The organism is Pedobacter punctiformis, from assembly GCF_027213715.1.
GTDB classification, from domain to species: domain Bacteria; phylum Bacteroidota; class Bacteroidia; order Sphingobacteriales; family Sphingobacteriaceae; genus Pedobacter; species Pedobacter punctiformis.
Map to the genome: position 1 here is coordinate 431,685 of NZ_JAPWGM010000002.1, position 18,094 is coordinate 449,778.

The 18,094-nt window shown below is 36.1% G+C and carries 15 protein-coding genes; 7 read left to right on the plus strand and 8 right to left on the minus strand.

Annotated elements, in window-relative coordinates:
• A complete protein-coding gene (locus O0955_RS07765; RefSeq protein WP_269426974.1) occupies window positions 1-1,509 on the plus strand; it encodes a bifunctional GNAT family N-acetyltransferase/carbon-nitrogen hydrolase family protein in 1,509 nt (502 codons plus the stop codon).
• A gap of 69 nt (window positions 1,510-1,578) precedes the next feature.
• Here O0955_RS07765 and O0955_RS07770 read toward each other — a convergent pair whose 3' ends face one another.
• Window positions 1,579-1,785: a hypothetical protein gene (locus O0955_RS07770; RefSeq protein WP_269426975.1), complete on the minus strand. Its 207-nt coding sequence runs from the start codon at window positions 1,783-1,785 to the stop codon at window positions 1,579-1,581.
• A 151-nt stretch (window positions 1,786-1,936) separates the two neighbouring features.
• Here O0955_RS07770 and queG point away from each other — a divergent pair, with 151 nt between their 5' ends.
• Window positions 1,937-2,878, plus strand: a complete 942-nt coding sequence (queG, locus tag O0955_RS07775) for a tRNA epoxyqueuosine(34) reductase QueG (RefSeq protein ID WP_269426976.1) — start codon at window positions 1,937-1,939, stop codon at window positions 2,876-2,878.
• Window positions 2,871-3,725 (plus strand): hypothetical protein, encoded by an 855-nt coding sequence (locus O0955_RS07780; protein ID WP_269426977.1) that lies wholly within the window; start codon window positions 2,871-2,873, stop codon window positions 3,723-3,725. The genes queG and O0955_RS07780 overlap by 8 nt, the downstream gene beginning before the upstream one ends.
• Window positions 3,726-3,767: 42 nt before the next feature.
• On the opposite strand, the gene O0955_RS07785 is transcribed toward O0955_RS07780, so the two are convergent.
• Both O0955_RS07785 and O0955_RS07790 read right to left on the minus strand, forming a co-directional pair.
• Complete coding sequence (locus O0955_RS07785; RefSeq protein ID WP_269426978.1) at window positions 3,768-5,624, minus strand: M1 family metallopeptidase; 1,857 nt, start codon at window positions 5,622-5,624, stop codon at window positions 3,768-3,770.
• Window positions 5,625-5,709: 85 nt separating this feature from the next.
• Window positions 5,710-6,654, minus strand: a complete 945-nt coding sequence (locus tag O0955_RS07790) for a 3'-5' exonuclease (protein WP_269426979.1) — start codon at window positions 6,652-6,654, stop codon at window positions 5,710-5,712.
• Window positions 6,655-6,843: 189 nt separating this feature from the next.
• Between O0955_RS07790 and O0955_RS07795 the strand changes: the two genes are divergently transcribed.
• From O0955_RS07795 to O0955_RS07805, 3 genes are all read left to right on the plus strand, one after another.
• On the plus strand, window positions 6,844-8,814 hold the full coding sequence (locus tag O0955_RS07795; RefSeq protein WP_269426980.1) for a transglutaminase family protein: 1,971 nt from the start codon (window positions 6,844-6,846) through the stop codon (window positions 8,812-8,814).
• The gene (locus tag O0955_RS07800; protein WP_269426981.1) at window positions 8,815-10,722 is read left to right on the plus strand and encodes a DUF3857 domain-containing transglutaminase family protein; all 1,908 of its coding nucleotides are present in this window, start codon (window positions 8,815-8,817) and stop codon (window positions 10,720-10,722) included.
• Between the two features lie 324 nt (window positions 10,723-11,046).
• Window positions 11,047-11,835, plus strand: a complete 789-nt coding sequence (locus tag O0955_RS07805; RefSeq protein ID WP_269426982.1) for a murein L,D-transpeptidase catalytic domain family protein — start codon at window positions 11,047-11,049, stop codon at window positions 11,833-11,835.
• On the opposite strand, the gene O0955_RS07810 is transcribed toward O0955_RS07805, so the two are convergent.
• Entirely contained in the window at window positions 11,832-12,275 is a 444-nt protein-coding gene (locus O0955_RS07810; protein WP_269426983.1) for a hypothetical protein, read from the minus strand. The genes O0955_RS07805 and O0955_RS07810 overlap by 4 nt on opposite strands.
• A gap of 168 nt (window positions 12,276-12,443) precedes the next feature.
• Here O0955_RS07810 and O0955_RS07815 point away from each other — a divergent pair, with 168 nt between their 5' ends.
• Window positions 12,444-14,294, plus strand: coding sequence for a DNA topoisomerase 3 (locus O0955_RS07815; protein ID WP_269426984.1), 1,851 nt, complete (start codon window positions 12,444-12,446; stop codon window positions 14,292-14,294).
• Window position 14,295: 1 nt separating this feature from the next.
• Here the strand turns inward: O0955_RS07815 and O0955_RS07820 are convergent, their stop codons facing one another.
• The 4 genes from O0955_RS07820 to O0955_RS07835 all read right to left on the minus strand — a co-directional run bounded on the left by O0955_RS07820 (window position 14,296) and on the right by O0955_RS07835 (window position 18,031).
• Window positions 14,296-14,658, minus strand: a complete 363-nt coding sequence (locus O0955_RS07820; protein WP_269426985.1) for a response regulator — start codon at window positions 14,656-14,658, stop codon at window positions 14,296-14,298.
• 255 nt (window positions 14,659-14,913) lie between these two features.
• Entirely contained in the window at window positions 14,914-16,827 is a 1,914-nt protein-coding gene (locus O0955_RS07825; protein WP_269426986.1) for an AAA domain-containing protein, read from the minus strand.
• A 45-nt stretch (window positions 16,828-16,872) separates the two neighbouring features.
• The gene (locus O0955_RS07830; protein WP_269426987.1) at window positions 16,873-17,256 is read right to left on the minus strand and encodes a DUF3037 domain-containing protein; all 384 of its coding nucleotides are present in this window, start codon (window positions 17,254-17,256) and stop codon (window positions 16,873-16,875) included.
• The gene (locus O0955_RS07835) at window positions 17,234-18,031 is read right to left on the minus strand and encodes a HipA family kinase (protein ID WP_269426988.1); all 798 of its coding nucleotides are present in this window, start codon (window positions 18,029-18,031) and stop codon (window positions 17,234-17,236) included. Before O0955_RS07835 ends, O0955_RS07830 begins: the two co-directional genes overlap by 23 nt.
• Between the last annotated feature and the right edge of the window lie 63 nt (window positions 18,032-18,094).

Here is an 18,094-nt window from a genome sequence, read left to right on the forward strand (position 1 = left end):
ATGAATATTGAATTACGAAAATTAACGCTCGAAGATTATGCTGATCTTGCAGCGTCAATGGCTCAGGCCTACGACACCATGGGCGGACAAATATGGTCAAAATCAAGCATCGCTAAATTATTAAAAATCTTTCCCGAAGGACAGCTTTGTATTGCTGTTGATGATAAAGTTGTAGCCTGTTCATTATCCATCATTGTTGATTATGATGAATATGGTGATAAACATACTTATAAACTGATTACAGGAGATTATTCTTTTTCTACTCATAATTCAAACGGCGACACTTTATATGGTATTGAAATTTTTGTAAGCCCCGAATTTAGAGGATTGCGTTTGGGCAGAAGACTTTATGAAGCTCGTAAAGAACTTTGTGAGAGCTTAAATTTAAAAAGCATCATTGCAGGTGGCCGTATCCCGGGTTATCACGAATATGCTGATAATCTGAGTCCAAGGCAGTATATTGATAAAGTTAAAGCAAAGGAAATTTACGATCCTACTCTAACCTTTCAGATATCCAATGATTTCCACGTGAGGAAAGTGCTTAAAAACTATCTTCCAGGCGATCATGAATCAAAAGAATATGCTACTTTAATTGAGTGGAATAACATTTATTATCAGGGCGTTGATGCCTCTGCCAGATCAGCTATGACCATTCGTTTAGGACTGGTCCAGTGGCAAATGCGTTTGTTTCCGGATATGGATAGCTTTTACGAACAGGTTGAGTTTTTTGTTGATGCAGTAAGTGGTTATAAATCAGACTTTATCCTGTTTCCCGAATTGTTTAACACACCATTACTACAACCCTATAACCATCTGCCGGAAATTGAGGCCATGCGCAAACTGGCCGAAAAAACAGAAGAGATTGTACAGAGAATGCACGAATATTCACTGAGTTATAATGTGAATATTATAACCGGCAGTATGCCTTTGCTGGATAATGGGAAACTGTATAATGTGACTTATTTATGCCATAGAACAGGAAAAATAGACGAATACCGCAAAATTCACATCACCCCTAACGAACAAAAGTATTATGGTATGGTTGGCGGCGATAAAGTACAGGTATTTGATACCGATTGTGGCAAAATCGGTATTTTAATTTGCTATGATGTTGAATTTCCCGAATTGAGTCGCATTTACGCAGATCAGGGTATGCAAATTCTTTTTGTTCCATTTTTAACCGATACCCAAAATGGCTATACCCGCGTAAGGCATTGCGCACAGGCCAGGGCAATTGAAAATGAATGTTATGTAGCCATTGCAGGTTGTGTGGGTAACTTGCCAAAAGTGAATAATATGGATATTCAGTTTGCTCAATCGGCAGTATTTACTCCATCCGATTTTGCTTTTCCTACCAATGCAGTTAAAGCCGAGGCAACGCCTAACACAGAAATGGTTTTGGTGGTTGATGTAGATCTGCATCTTTTGGATGAATTACACCATTATGGAACCGTTAAAATTTTAAAAGACAGGAGAACCGATTTATACAGTGTTAATCTTTTAAAATAAGTTCTTGAAAATATTGATATAAAATAAAATGCCGGCCCATCACAACCGGCATTCACCTAAAACTATTTGCTACTTACGCATAGCAAACCAAACTATCAATCCTACAATAATTAATATAGGGATGATCCATTTCATTGCCAGCCCTGCTCCATTTTCATCTTTTTCTGTTACGGCAGGTTTACCGGGCCCCGGATCGTCTTTATGTTTTTCGTAATCTTGTTCAATAGGTTTGGGAGCTGCTCCCGTTTCCATATGTTTTGGATCTGTATTTTCCATCTTATTAGCTATTGAGTAGAAAACCGGATATATTTATTGCATTATAGCTCAATTTATATTCTGGTTTAATAATCAATTAATTTAGTTTTCATAATTACAACAGTTCATTAAGTAAAAGGTTTTAATCTTAAGCCTTATCTTTGCAAAATCCATGTACAATAATTCTGCAAAATACAGCCGGTTAATAAAAGATGAAGCCATTCGTTTGGGCTTTATGGCCTGTGGCATTTCTAAAGCAGAATTTTTAGAAACTGAAGCCCCCAGATTGGAAAAATGGTTAAACAATAACCACCACGGTGAAATGAAGTACATGGAAAATTATTTTGATAAACGGCTCGATCCCAGACTATTAGTTGACGACGCCAAATCGGTAATATCCTTATCTTTAAACTATTATACTGAAGAAAAGCAGACGGACCCAGATGCCCCTAAAATTTCTAAATATGCTTACGGTCAGGATTACCACACCGTAATTAAAGATAAACTTAAACACTTATTAAACTTTATTGAAGAAAATATAGGCGAAGTCTCTGGTCGTGCTTTTGTGGATTCTGCCCCTGTTTTAGATCGTGCCTGGGCGCAACGCTCGGGAATTGGCTGGATTGGCAAAAATTCAAACCTGATTAGTAAAACCGAAGGGTCTTTTTTCTTTCTTGCAGAATTAATTGTTGATCTGGAATTGGATTATGATCATCCTTTCCAAGCCGATCATTGTGGAAGTTGTACGCGTTGCCTGGATGCTTGTCCTACAGATGCCATTATCGCCCCGCAGGTTGTAGATGGCAGTAAATGTATTTCATATTTAACAATTGAGCTTAAAAATGAAATTCCGGACGAGTTTAAAGATAAAATGAGCAACTGGATGTTTGGTTGCGACATCTGTCAGGATGTTTGTCCCTGGAACCGATTCTCAAAAGCACACCAGGAAGAAGCTTTTAAACCCGAAAATGGCTTGTTAGACCTTAGTGCTAAAGAGCTTACTGAAATAACCGATGAGGTTTTTAAAAAGGTATTTAAAGGATCGGCTGTAAAACGAACCAGGTTTAATGGTTTAAAAAGAAATATTGATTTTTTAAAAATAGAAAATGCTTAAATCTATTGTTTTTTCCCTGCTGCTGCTTGTTTTTGCATTGCACACAAATGCACAAAACCTGCATTTAAAAAAAAGAAAAACTGATGTCCCTGGTGGTAAAGCTTTTGCCCAAAGTATTAGCGACAGTACATTGACATTAGAAGATCGTGAAAAGATCATTTTCAGAGAAATTAAAAATGGCAATGTCCCTGATTTTTTAAGAAACCTTGTGGAAATTAAGAAGAATATTACGATAGAAGGCGATACAAATATTTATCACATCTCCTATTATGTGTTGCCGGATTATTTTGCAATAGGCAACAATGATGATTTCATTTATATGCCCATGACGCCGATTTTGGCACAAAAAATTGCTGATTTAACGCATTGTATTTTACCAACAAAAAACCTGGTAGACGAGATTTACGCAAATTCAAAGATTAAATTAACGCCACAAAATATTCCGCCAACTAAAGCCATGACTACAGTCCCTGTTTTTATTGCACATACAGATTCCGTTTTAACCCAGCTGAAACCTGTTCTTAACCGGCACAATCATGGAGAATTAACTGCAGGGAACAAAAAAGACATCATCCTTTCCAATAAAATATATGGAGAAAGTACCCCAAGAGTTGTTATTTATGGCTGGCACCGGGCCGAAGGAAAACCCATTCAACCCGTTTATAACAAACACACTAACTTATGGGCAGATTATAGCCACGGAATAAGGTTAATTCAAAACAAAATATTAATAAACGGAAAAAAGACGACCTTAAAAAAAGTTTTATCAAACGACAAGTTAAATGTGCTCTTTAGCAACGAAGGCACAATTAAACAAGCATATTATCCTGTTTTTGATTCTTATTAAGAGTTATCTAATCTTCTTAGAATCAGAAACAATCCTGATTACTTAGTTTACGTTAAAAGTATTATCACTCTTAGCTTTATCAGGAACATGTGCACTTCCTAAAACCACTTTATTTAGTTTTTTAACTGTAACAACAGATACTGAGATTTCTTTATCGCCTTTTTCCCAAACGCCAATACTTGCATGTTGTTTTTCTACTGATCCGTCTTCGTAGGTTAAAGTCAAATCAACTGGTAAAGGTTTATTACTTTTATTTTCGACAGTTATAGCATAACCGTTCTCCGTTTTATTCACAGCTTTAATCCCCATATCGGTTATTCCACCTTCAAAAAACCAGCGTTTCCAAAACCAGTTCAAATCTTTACCACTTCCCTCATTCATGCTGTAAAAAAAGTCGTATGGCATAGGGTGTTTTCCATTCCAATTTTTGATGTAATGGTGTAAAGCTTTTGTAAACAATTCATCTCCCAGATAATCTTTAACAAATAAGTAAGCCAATCCAGGTTTCGGATATGAATTGGTAAAAGAGCCTGAACCATTTAAATCAGGAGTTAGGGTCATAATCGGTGTATCGTCTTTACTGCCTGAAGAAGATGCAGTAGCCTGCACACCATATTCATCAATGATAGTAGAATCAATCATCGGCGAAATTAACCACTCTCCTATGGTCGCCCAGCCTTCGTCCATCCAGCCATACTTAGTTTCGTTAATGCCCATATAAAATGGAAACATGGTATGAAAAATTTCGTGGTCTGTTAAAGTAATGGCATCCGTACGATTATCAACCGGGTTATCATTTACCATCATTGGATATTCCATTTGATCTAAACCATCAAAAATAGTTTCGTGGTTGTATGGAAAAGGCCATTTAGGGAAACTATAACTCATAGATTCAACTGTTTTACGGGCAAAATCAATTACTTCGTAATAATCTTTATGTTTAGCATTAAAAACAGCATCTACCCTTGTTCTTCTTTTAGTAAGCGGGTCTACAACCAAGCTGGTCGATTTCCACAAATAATGATCACTTAATGCAAAAACAAAATCAGTTACATTTTTAGCTTCAAATTTAAATGTGTTGAAAGGTTTAGGTTGTGTTACCTTTTTATTTTCCAGATCTTCAGCTGTAATTACATCTACAATTGCATCATTCTTTTCAGCTGTCGTAATTTTGGCAACAATGTCCTTTTGGAAAACCTCAGATGCATTTTTTAAATCTCCTGTAGCCCACACTCCAAAACTGCCGGGAACGGTAATCTCCGCATTGAAATGATCGAAATCATTATAAAATTCTTCTGCTCCGGTATATGGATATTTATTCCAGCCATCTACATCATCATAAACGGCTATTCTCGGAAAAAAATAAGCTATAAAGTATGAGCCATCGTCTACCTGACCCGTACGCATGTGAGAACCTTTATTCAAAATGTAATGATAGTTAATAGAAAAAGTAATGCTTTTTCCCGGCGCAACTGCTGGTACATTAACTGTCATATTGGTACCATCAATGTGGTAGCTAGCATTTTTGCCATTTGCATTCAGCTTTTCAATGGATACACCTTCACCCAAATCAGATTCAGAAAATTTTGTTTTTCTTGGTGTTCCCTTCTTGTATAAATTAGGATAAAGTTTAAACCAAATTTCCTTTAAAGTATCAGGACTATTATTGAAATAGGTAATTTCTACGTTTCCTTTTAAAAGTCGGCTTGAAGGATTAAAATCTACTTTAATTTGATATTTAGAAGTATTTTGCCAATATTTTTCACCGGGTTTACCGCTAACAGTTCTGGTTGATTGCTGATAAGTTTTTTGAAAAACCGATTCTATTGGAAGTTGTACCTGCGCCTGGGTAAATGCGCCCCACAACAACAAACTAATAAATATTTTAATAGATTTCATAATTAGTTTTATATAAGGTAAAACGAAAAAACACCAGATTAGATGCTCTTATCTTTCCTGGTGTTCTTCTATTTTTTTAATGATTTTATTTACCAAATTTCATTTTTAGCTGTTCCAGCATATCCGTATTAATCGGCTCAGCAGGCTTTTCCTTTTTTTCCTGAGGCTTTGCCGGATAGGGCTTTGCAGGCTGATTGGCTGGCTTTGGCACTCTGTTTTCATTCTTTTTCACATTAAACTTAGCCCATTCTTCGTCGAGTTTCTTCTTGGTGTAAAGCGGGAAGTCGCCATTTTTCATCCAGGCATAATAACTGGGCTCTACACTAAAAACCTGCTCCGTAGTTTTTCCTTTGTGTTTACCAAAGTTAAAACATACTTCATTTTTATCATTGTACACCATTCTACCTGCAAAATCAACAGGTTTGTTAATGTTTGTAAAAACATGCAGTGCATCCACGTCATTTACTACCGGAATGCTTTTATTACCTTGTTTATCTTCAAACTCTGTTTCCTTATATTTCTCCAGCTGTCCAAGCAATACTTTATATGTTGCAATTACATCGGCTTCAGCGGCGTGTGCGTTAATTAAATCTTCCTGGCAATAAAATTTATAGGCGGCCTTTAATGTACGCTGTTCCATTTGATGAAAAATATTCTGTACATCAACAAACTTACGCCCGTTCATATCAAAATCGACTTCTGCCCTTAAAAATTCTTCTAAAAGCATCGGGATATCAAATTTATTAGAGTTATAACCGGCCAAATCACTATCACCTAAAAATTCGGCAATTTCTACAGCAATGGCTTTAAAAGTTGGTTCGTTAGCAATATCCTCATCATAAATACCATGTATTAATGAGGTTTGCAGCGGGATGGGCATTTCCGGATTTACACGCCATGTTTTAATTTCTTCTGATCCATCAGTCATGGCTTTAAGAATTGCAATTTCAACAATTCTGTCTGCACCAACGTTTACGCCAGTTGCTTCAAGATCAAAAAATGCCAGGGGGCGTTTTAAATTTAATTTCATTATATAAAGTATAAGCTCTAAAACAGATAAATTTTAAACCACCTGTCTTTAATTTCTTTTTTTTCAAAAATGCTAAAAAGGTTTGGTTTGTTCTATAAAAAGCGAGTCATAAATTTAAAATATAATTCTCAATTTATTTCTGAATGTTACTTCCTACATTTAAATTGCCACAAAATTATATACGCTCCAATGAAGAAATTTTTAACGCTTATTTTCCTCTGCTTTATCACGTTAAGTACTTATGCTCAAAACTTTAACTTTGGCGGTGTTAGCGCTGAAGATTACATATTTGACCGAAATAAAATTGATAGTACCGCTAATGCTGTTGTTTTAAGAGAATTTGGAACGGCCATGATGCAGTTCAATGATAATAACGGACGGCTCGAACTGTATTTTGATCATCACGTTAGAATTAAAATATACAATAAAGAGGGTTTCAAGGAAGCAAATATTATAATTCCATTATACAAAGATGCGAATCGCGAAGAAACGGTTTCGGACCTGAAGGCATCAACCTTTAACTATGTTGATGGAAATTTTATAGAAACAGCAATGGATAAAAAGGCTGTTTTTAATGAGGAACGTGGTAAATATACCCGATTAACCAAATTTACTTTGCCTAACCTTAAAGAAGGCTCTATTATTGAATACAGTTATCGCCTGACCTCTCCAAATATTTTTAATTTTAAAACCTGGGAATTTCAGTCCGATATTCCAAAAGTGCATAGCGAGTATGTAGTTTTTATTCCGGGCAATTACAATTACAATGTTTCTTTACGGGGTTATCAAAAGTTAACAGACCAAAAATCGGAGATTTCTAAAGAATGTTTACGTGTTGGTGGTGCTGCTGTAGACTGCTCTAAGATTATGTACTTAATGAAAAATGTTCCTGCATTTATCGAAGAGGATAATATGACGGCTGCCAGCAATTTTAAATCGGCCATTTATTTTGAACTTTCTGATGTACAACATTTTAACGGATCAAAAACTTCGTACACTAAAACCTGGAAAGATGTTGATTATGAAATTGTGTCCGATAGAAATATTGGTGATCAAATGAAAAGAAAAGATCTTTTTAAAGATCTGATTCTAAACCTTACTAAAAATGCAACAACAGATTTAGATAAAGCTAAAGCCATTTACGATTATATTAAAAAACAAATTAAATGGAACAATTATTACGGCAAATATTCAGAAGAAGGCATTAAAAAAGCCTTAGATCTAAGATCAGGAAATGTAGCGGATATTAATTTAAGCTTAATTGCAGCACTTTCTGCTGCAAATCTGGATGCAGAAGCCGTTATTCTTTCTACTCGTGAAAATGGTACTGTTAATAAACTTTATCCTGTAATTAGTGATTTCAATTATCTGGTTGCTAAAGTAAATATTGGAGACAAGAGTTACATGCTCGATGCTTCTGAACCATTACTGCCTTTTGGCTTATTGCCACTAAGGTGTATCAATGATCAGGGAAGGGTGATTAACTTGAAAAAACCTTCTTACTGGATTGATTTAAAGGCGGATCAAAAATCGATCATCAATTATATTTTGATTGGAAAACTAAATGCGGATGGAAAAGTAACCGGAACCATTACCACGCATAGTTTAGGTTATGCGGCATTTAATAAAAGAAAGGAAATTAAAAAATATAATTCAACGGATGAGTATGTAGAAAAATTAGACGAAAGGTTGAACAAAATGAAAATCCTGAATTTTAAGATCAATAATATTGATAGTACTGAAAATACGCTTACCGAGATTTATGATGTGGAATTTACGATGTTTGACGAGTTGAAAGATCAATTTTATTTCAGTCCTTTCTTAGTTAATACAATAAGTAAAAATCCTTTTAACTTAAACCAGCGTACCTACCCTGTTGATTTGGGTACAACTTCTGATGAACGCATCATTATAAAAATATCACTTCCAGCCCACTACGAATTGCTGGAAAAACCAAAAGATTTAGCTATTGGGCTTCCGAATTCAGGTGGTAAATACTTATTACAAACTACTTTAGAGGAGGATATAATTTCGTTAAGCCAGATTTTACAATTTAATAAAGCCATTTATGAACCGGAAGAGTATCTTTACTTAAAAGAATTCTACAGTAAAATCATCCAAAATCAGAAAACAGAACTTTTATTGAAAAAAGCCAAATAGATGAAGCATTTAATCACTTTTTTAGGTCTTTGCTTAATGGCATTAATCAGTTTTGGGCAAGATAATTACGATGCCGATTTAATTCCTGCTGAACTTAAAAACCGGGCAAATGCCTGCATCCGAAATCAGGAAAATACGGTTGATATGCGTGCTCCGGATAATGTAGCGATTATTATTAAGCAAGCCATTACTATTTTAAATAAAAACGGTGATGAAAATGCAAGATTGAGGATTTATTATGATAAAAGCACTACAATAAAGAGTATTAAAGGCGAAGTTTATAATTCCGCAGGTAAACTGATTAATAAATTTTCGCAAAATGATTTTAATGATGAAAGCGCAGCTGATGGCTTTTCTCTGTTTACAGATAGCCGCGTAAAACATTATCTGCCAGCTGTAAATGTATATCCTTATACCATTGTTTACAATTACGAAATCAGGAACAAACAAAATTTATCTATCCCTGACTGGACTCCTAAACCGGCCAATGATATTTCTGTAGAAAAAAGTACTTATACCTTTATTTGTAAACCTTCCGATCAGATTAGAATAAAAGCACAAAATTTTTCAGGAACACCAAAGGAACTTGTGGATGAAAAACAAAAAATGTTAATCTGGAATGTAAATAATCTCCCTGCAGTAAAAACCGAAGCTTATAGTCCTGATCCGGACACTTACCGTACAAGCATTAAAATAGCTCCGCAAGACTTTTATTATTATGGACATAAAGGAAATTATACCAATTGGCAGCAATTAGGCAAGTGGGTTTATGATGATCTTTTAAAAGGCCGCGATGTATTATCGCCTGTAACAGTACAAACCATTCGCGACTTGGTAAAAGAAGAAAAAAGTGATCAGGGTAAAGCCAGAAAAATATACGATTACCTGCAGAAAAAGACCAGGTACATTAGTGTTCAGGTTGGAATTGGAGGCTTACAACCTTTTCCTGCAACTGAAGTTGATCGCCTGGGATATGGAGATTGTAAGGCCTTGGTTAACTATATGCAAAGTTTGTTAAAGGCCGTTGGAATTGAATCTTATTACTGTTTGGTAGAAGCCGGTTCCTTTAAAAAGAGCTTCGATGTAGATTATGCCAGCGCAGTTCAGGGCAATCATATTGTTTTGTGTTTACCCTTAAAAGGCGATACCACCTGGCTGGAGTGTACCAATCAAAAAATTCCTTTCGGATTTTTAAGCGATTTTACAGATGACAGACTGGTTTTAGCCTGTACGGCCGAAGGTGGAAAATTGTTGCGCACACCAAAACTGACCACTCAAAATAACCTTCAGGTGCGTAAAGGAAATTTAATACTGGAAAAAGATGGCAACATCAACGGAACCATCAATACCATATTTTCAGGTGCTCAATATGATAACCATGAAGACTTTATGGGAAAACCGGTTATAGAGCAACACAAATTGCTTAAAGAGGCTTACGACATTGATAATATAGATTTTGATGCTGTAAACTATGTTCAAAAGAAAAACATCGATCCGGAACTGGTAGAAGATATAAAGCTGAGCATCAGAAATTATGCGCCGGTAAATGGCGAAAAAATGTTTTTGCAACTAAATGCCTTTAATGTAAAAAGTACAGCACCCGAGGTACGTAACAGAACGCTCCCGCTTTACATTAACCGTGGTTTTACGGATGAGGATATTTTAGTTTATACGCTCCCTGAAAATATAAATACGGCATTGATATTACCTTCAAATAAGAATATTAAAGGAATATTTGGAGAATATGTTGCAAAAACAAAAGTGGATGGCAAAAAATTAACCTACTATCGAAAATTGATTATAAATGATGGCACTTTCCCTGCAAATGAATATGCAGCCTTTGCCAAATTTTTAAGTGATGTAAACTCTGCCGATCACCTTAAACTGGCGCTTAGCTTAAAAAAATAATGCCCAGGGTAATTCCTATAATCATGATTAAATACATCAATATTTCTGTGCTTGCAAAACGCTTGTATTTTGTCCAGAATGAATAATCTTTATCTTGATCGGGCATATTGACTGATTAATTTTCAGGCAAAAATACGCAAATAGATTTAATAAATTATCTGGATACAGAGTGAGCTGGTTGCTTGTAAATAATCTATTATAATCCTGTAAATCAAACTTATGTATTCCCAAAAGCTATACATTTTTCTCTCCTTTTGTAATTACTGAACAATATTCAGCTAAAAAAAGCGTATAAGTAGTTCTGTATCAAGGAAAATAGTATTAATGAGAAAACACATTTTGGGCATTACTGCGCTTGCTTTATTAGCGATCAGCCTTGTCGGAACCAGTTGGAAAGCGGTGGAGGCTCCACAATCACAGCAACAAATTTTAAAAAGTATAGCTGAAGACAGTTTATACAGTAAGTATATCTCCAATCTTTATCATGCCGTTCGTTTGGATTCTGCAGGACTTAACGAAAATGTTTTCGAAAAGGCCCTTACCGGATATTACAATATGAAATATGCCGGAATGCTTCATTCAAAATCGATATTAACCATAGCAGATTTTGATCAGGAGAGCCGCAAAAAACGTTTATACGTAATTGATGTTGACAAAAAAGAATTATTGGTCAACACCTGGGTGGCACATGGCGAAAAAAGCGGTGGTGATAAACCCACTCAATTTTCAAATGCGGTTAATTCCAATCAAAGCAGTTTAGGTTTTTACTTAACCGGTGAAGTCTATTTCGGTAAGCATGGCCGTTCTTTAAAACTGGACGGAATGGATCAGGGTTTTAACAGCAATGCCCGTGAAAGAGCTGTTGTGATGCATGGAGCCAATTATGTTGGGCAGGAAAGCATTAATCAGTTGGGGCGTTTGGGCCGAAGCCAGGGCTGCCCTGCTGTTCCTACAAGGCTTGCCAATACCATTATTAATACAATTTCAGATCATACTGTTTTATTTATTAATAACTCTGAGCAAACTTACAGTTCAGCATTTTTGAATGAGCATTTGGCGGCCAGCGTGGTTAACAATGAGAATCAGGAAGTATTGGCCGCTCAGATGGATTAATACGCCTTCAGTTTTCGGGCATTCAGATTGTCAGGTAAAATTTTAATCAGGCTGTTTTTGTAACGTGCTAAAAAATTCCATAACCAGCGGTTGCTGTCTACCTGCTTTTCACCACAATCTACAATTTCTGCCCGTTCAATTAATTTCATTAATAAATGCTGAATCCATTTTATTCTGACGGCCTGATGAATACGGAGTCCTAAGTAATCGCAATAAATATGAACTAATATTTCGGTAATCAAAGAATCGTGTGTAATGTTTAAAGGCTTATTAAATTGTTTTTCATAATCCGTTTTTATCATTTCGGCCAACATTTCTAAGCCGGAAAATTTATAACCTTCTAAAAATTTCCATAAAGCCTCATTACTGTAAATCCTGACTAATGCAGGTTTAAAATCTATTTTAATCTGATTATTTTCCAGTAACCTTATTTTATCCATTATAAAATTAGATTTTTTCAATTCATAATTGTTACGCGTAAAATTCTATTCGCTTAACACACAATTAACTAAAATGTTTATTGACTTTGCAATGCAATGTGGGTAAAATTTTAAGGCATCAGCGAATAATTTTAAGCATCTTTGAGGTTTGAAAAATACCACCGATTCATGAGGATTGTTATTGCAGAAAAGCCTTCTGTTGGTCGTGAACTTGCAAAAGTTTTTGGAGCAACCACCAGAAAAGATGGATACATTGAGGGTAAAGGATATTCTTTTACCTGGGCATTCGGGCATTTATTACAATTGGCACCACCACAGGATTATGGCTTTATTGGTTGGAGAAAGCAGCATTTACCCATGCTGCCTCAAAAATTTAAGCTTTCGGTAAGAAAAATAAAAAGTAAAGATGGTTTTATAGAAGACCCGGCGGTAAGAAAACAGCTGGATACCATTAAAAAGCTTTTTGATGAGGCAACCGAGATTATTGTGGCAACGGATGCGGGACGTGAAGGTGAACTCATTTTCAGGTACATTTACTACTATTTGAAGTGTAAAAAACCTTTTAAAAGATTATGGATTTCTTCTCAAACTGATGAGGCCATTAAAGACGGTTTTAGAAATTTAAAACCCGGAACAGATTATGATACTCTTTTTAACTCTGCACATTGCCGCTCGGAATCGGATTGGCTTGTAGGTATGAACGCCACACAAGCATTAAGTATTTCAGCAGGAAACCGTAGTGTTTTATCTTTAGGCCGAGTTCAAACCCCTACTTTGGCCATGATCTGTGCCCGTTTTTTAGAGATTAAGAATTTCGTACCTCAAACTTATTATCAAATCAGCATTCAACTGATAAAAGATGAACAAGTTTTTAAGGCCATTTCAACTTCAAATTACAAAGATAAGGCCGAAGCTGAAGTTTTGTTTGCACAGGTGGAAGATGTGGCCTCAGGCTTTGCTAATGGGGGCAACATTACTGCCGTTGAAGCTAAACCCCGTAAAGAGCCACCACCTTTATTACACGATTTAAGTAGTTTACAACAGGAAGCCAATAAGAAAAAGGGATTTACAGCCGATCAGACACTAAATATTTTGCAAAACCTTTACGAGAGTAAGCTGGTTTCTTATCCGCGTACGGGCAGCCGGTATATTGGTGATGATGTTTTTGCAGGTGTACCACAGCTGATCGATAAATTTACAGATCACCCTGATTTTGGAAAACAAGCTACTTTTTTACAAACTATAACCTTAAATAAAAGAAGTGTTAATGCCAAAAAAGTAACCGATCACCATGCTATTTTACCAACCGGAGAAAATGCCCATGGTTTAAGCAGTGATAAACAAGCCGTTTACGATATGGTTGTGGGTCGCATGATTGAATCCTTTCATCAGGAATGCTTAAAGGAAATTACTAAAATTACCATCCAATCCGGCACTACATTTTTAGCCAATGGCACTGTGATCCGCTCAGCGGGCTGGCGTTCTGTTTTTAATGAAACGGAAGACGATAAAAAAGATGAAGATAATGCTGCTTTGCCTAAAGTAGCCGTTGGCGAACAATTACCCATTACTGAAAAGGCTTTTCTGGAAAAACAAACTAAACCAAAAGCCATGTATAATGAGGCTTCTTTATTAAAAGCACTGGAAACTTCGGGTAAAGAAATTGAAGATGAGGAGCTGCGTTATGCTATGAAAGACAGCGGATTAGGCACACCAGCCACCAGAGCGGCCATTATAGAAACGCTAATTACCCGGGAATACATTATAAGGGAAAAAAGAAATCTGGTCCCTACAAATAAAGGTTTAGCCGTTTACGAAGTGGTAAAGGATAAGCAAATTGCGCAAGCTGAATTAACCGGTCAGTGGGAAAAACGTTTGGAAGAAATTCGTGGCGGGGCATCTGTTAAAGATTTCAAAGCTGAAATAACAGAATATACCAAAACCATTACCCATGAGTTATTAATAGCCGGCGCCTCTATTTCAGATAAATTATCGGATAAAAAAGCAGAGCAAGTTTAAGTTAAAAGTACTCTTGTACAAAGGCGGTTGTATTTTGCAAAATGCTATCGTCTTTTTGAATAAATCCAACTGCACCTGCATCTAAATAAATCTGTTCAAATGTATTTTTATCATTTCCTGAAAACATACAAATCTTTAATTCTGGCTGCAGTTTTAAAATTTCACGAACCTGATCCGGATTGCTATCTCCGCCAGGCATATTAATATCCAGAATCAGCAAATCAAATTCCTGTTGTTTTAAGAGTTTGAAGGCAGGGGCAAGATCAGAAGCTTCATAAATTTCCGGTAACTGAAAAAGATTAATCAAACACCCTTTAATAACAAGGCGCATCATTTCATTATCGTCAACTACAAGAATTTTCAAAAAATTTTGCATCAAAAGCTTGAAATTTATTTTAAATTTTAGTCAAAATAGCGCATATACACTCCTTTTCGAAGGTACAGCACTAATAAATAGCAGAGATAGGGATCTTATTAAGCTATCAACCTAAAATATTTCAAGTTTATAATGAAAGTGGGAGTTTTAAGTTGCATAAAAATTGTAATTAAGGATGATTATCCAAAAATAACAATTTAATTGACTTTTGAATAAAAATTGACAGGAGAAATCGTTTAAAATTTAAACAGATATAAATTCCCAGGCACTGTGGTAAGTACCCAAATTTTCAGCGAACTGTATAAAATCTGCATAAAACCCTGATTTTGAAAGCGTAGAACTGTCTCCGATAACCACCAGCTTTTTCTTTGCCCTGGTCATAGCCACATTCATTCTTCGTATATCTGATAGAAAGCCAATTACACCATCGCTATTGCTACGCGTTAAACTAATATAAACTACATCCCGTTCCTGGCCCTGAAAGCTATCAATTGTATTGACTGCTATTTTATCGGTGTAACTCGCCAGGGTAGTTTCTTCCCGCATCAATTCCTTTAAAATTTGTACCTGCTGTTTGTATGGCGAAATAATAGCTACAGATGGAAAATCTTTTATCAAATCTTTTTCTTTCAATCTTTCTGTTAAATTGACCAAATGTCTCAGTAAAAAAGCAGCCTCATCTGGGTTTGTTGTACTCGTACCATCCAATTTCTCATCATAACTACATCCGGCTGTATCGATAAAGGTTAGCGTTTCATCTTCAGGAAACAGGCAGTGATTGGCAACCGAAAAATGTGCCCGCAATTTATTTTCATAAAAAACCTTTGAAGAATAAGCCATTATATCTTGATGCATCCGGTATTGCTCCTCAAGCAGTACAACAGACTCAGGATGAAGCAAAACAGATTTTTCAAGCAAAGTATGACTTAAACCATTTCTAGCAGCTTCGTTAGATTTTATAGTCGGCGACAACTGGAAATGATCGCCCGCAAGTATAAGTTTTTGTCCCTTTAAAATTGGAATCCAGCAGGCAGGTTCCAATGCTTGTCCTGCTTCATCAATCACAACGGTATGGTACTTCAAATTCTTAACCGTATAATGATTAGCGCCTACCAAGGTAGCGGTAACAATTTGGGCCTTACCGAACAGATTATCCATAATATACTGCTCAGTTTTCTCAACCTCTCTTCCTATTTTGTGTGCTTCATCAAAAAGTGCTTTTCTTTGATCACGTTCGGCTTTACCAAAGCTTCTTTTGTACTTATGAGCCATATTTTTATACTCATTAGCTTGTTTTTTTAAAGCTTTAATGGTTTTCATTTCCGGATGATCAGCCATTTTATGATCCAGCGTGGAACTTATTAATCTTTCTGAAACCCGGGCAGGATTTCCTACACGTATTACATTTAAGCCCTCTCCTGCTAATTTTTCTGTTAATAAATCAACAGCCGTATTACTTGGGGCAACCACTAAAATTTTTTGATGATCTTGTTTGGCAAGTGCTTTTATGGCCTGTACCAAAGTAGTTGTTTTTCCCGTTCCCGGTGGCCCATGAACAATTGCAAGATGATTAGCCGTAACAATCTTATGAACAGCCAATTGCTGTGATTCATTTAAATGACCTGGTAAAATGAATTTCTGTTCATTTTGAAAAGCTGCTGCATCTCCTTTAGTAAGAATTTTGATTAATGTATTTTCACTTTGATTTTCTGATTGAACAGCTGCTTGTTTAAGCGCATTCTGCATTTCATCATAACTGTTGTTGTCAAAAAGCAAATCAATGCCAAGCTTACCATCACGTGTCCAGTCTGGCAGCTCATCCACCCTTAAGCTAAGCTTCATTCTATTACCGCTCTGATGAGAAACAATACCTTCAACCCTGTCATTTTTAGGATCGTGATTAGAAAACAATACAACAGATGAACCAAACCTGAACTGATGGGATAAGTCCTGATGTGCGGTACGCTCCAATTCTACAGTCAGATAATCTCCCCGCCCAATTTCCGTATTTCTAATGGCAATTGGATACCAGGTTAAACCCAGGATTCTTCTGTCAGCAGCAGAGGTATTTTCGGTAAGTTTAAGATAAGATTGTAAATCTTCTTCACGCTCGGTAAGAAGTAAATCCTGAAGTTTTTTAAAGTATTCTTTTGGCAAGGAAAAGGAGATTAACAGTTTAAATAAAAAGCAGTTTCATTATGATTACAAAACCAATTGCTGATGAAGTTTTTGTAACGTTTCTTCTGCATCCGTACAAAAGCCCGGATGTACTTTTGAACATTGCACCACTGTACTTCTTGTAGCGGTTAACCACCTGAATCTTGAGGCCATATCGTACTGACCAATTGGCCCGGAGTTTTCAATGCCTTCACTTATCCGTTGAAAAGCATCTAAATTTTCTTTCAATTCAGGAATATCCGTTTCCGGAGAAAATGCACAAATACGGGATTCATTCAAATAAAAGATACTCTTTAAAAATTTCTGCTTTGCACAGAATAAAATAATTCCCACATTCAGAAATTCTTCACGTTCTACCCTTGGCATCACGCGGATTACAGCATACTCAAATAAAAACTTCTCTTGCATGCTGTGCTTCTTTTAAAAATATAGCTGAATGTGCCAGGCGGCTTTCTAAAAATTTAGCATAGGCTTCTCTATGCGCTTCCTTTGTTTCAAAATTAACTTCGCCCTCCAACCAAACGTCAGGAATTAAATTTACAACAGATCGAATATGAGCTGCATTTAGCAGCACTCTGAATTCTGAATCTACCAACTCCAGTTCGGATGCCCATGGCAATAGTACATGATCTTTAACCAAAACAAATGGCCTTTTGGCCTGTTCTTCCCAATTTTGCCAGGAATGGTGAAAATATAAGGATGCTCCGTGATCAATTAACCAAAGTTCTTTATGCCACACCAGCATATTGGTATTACGGCAAGTGCGATCCATATTGGTTAAAAAACAATCCAGCCAAACAATTTGCGATGCAAGTTTAGTATCAATCTTTGTAACTGTCGGATCAAAAGTAATGGCGCCTGATAAATAATGTAATGCCAGATTAAGGCCAACACTGGCTTTAAGCAGATCTTGTATTTCTTCGTCAGGTTCAGTCCTTCCAAAAGCTTCATCTAAAGAGGCAAAAACCAATTCAGGCACTCTAAATCCCAAAATACGGGCAATTTCGCCTCCAATAAGTTCGGCAATGAGCGCTCTCGGCCCCTGTCCGGCACCTCTAAATTTCAATACATATAAAAAGCCATCATCGGCTTCTGCAATGGCCGGCATAGAACCGCCCTCACGCAGAGGCGTTACATAACGGGTTACATTTACGTTTCTAAGCTGAATTTGAAAATCGTTCATAAATAAGATAAGAAAGCGATTTACAATAAAAGTATACGCTTTAAAACTTTTGCAAATTTAGCA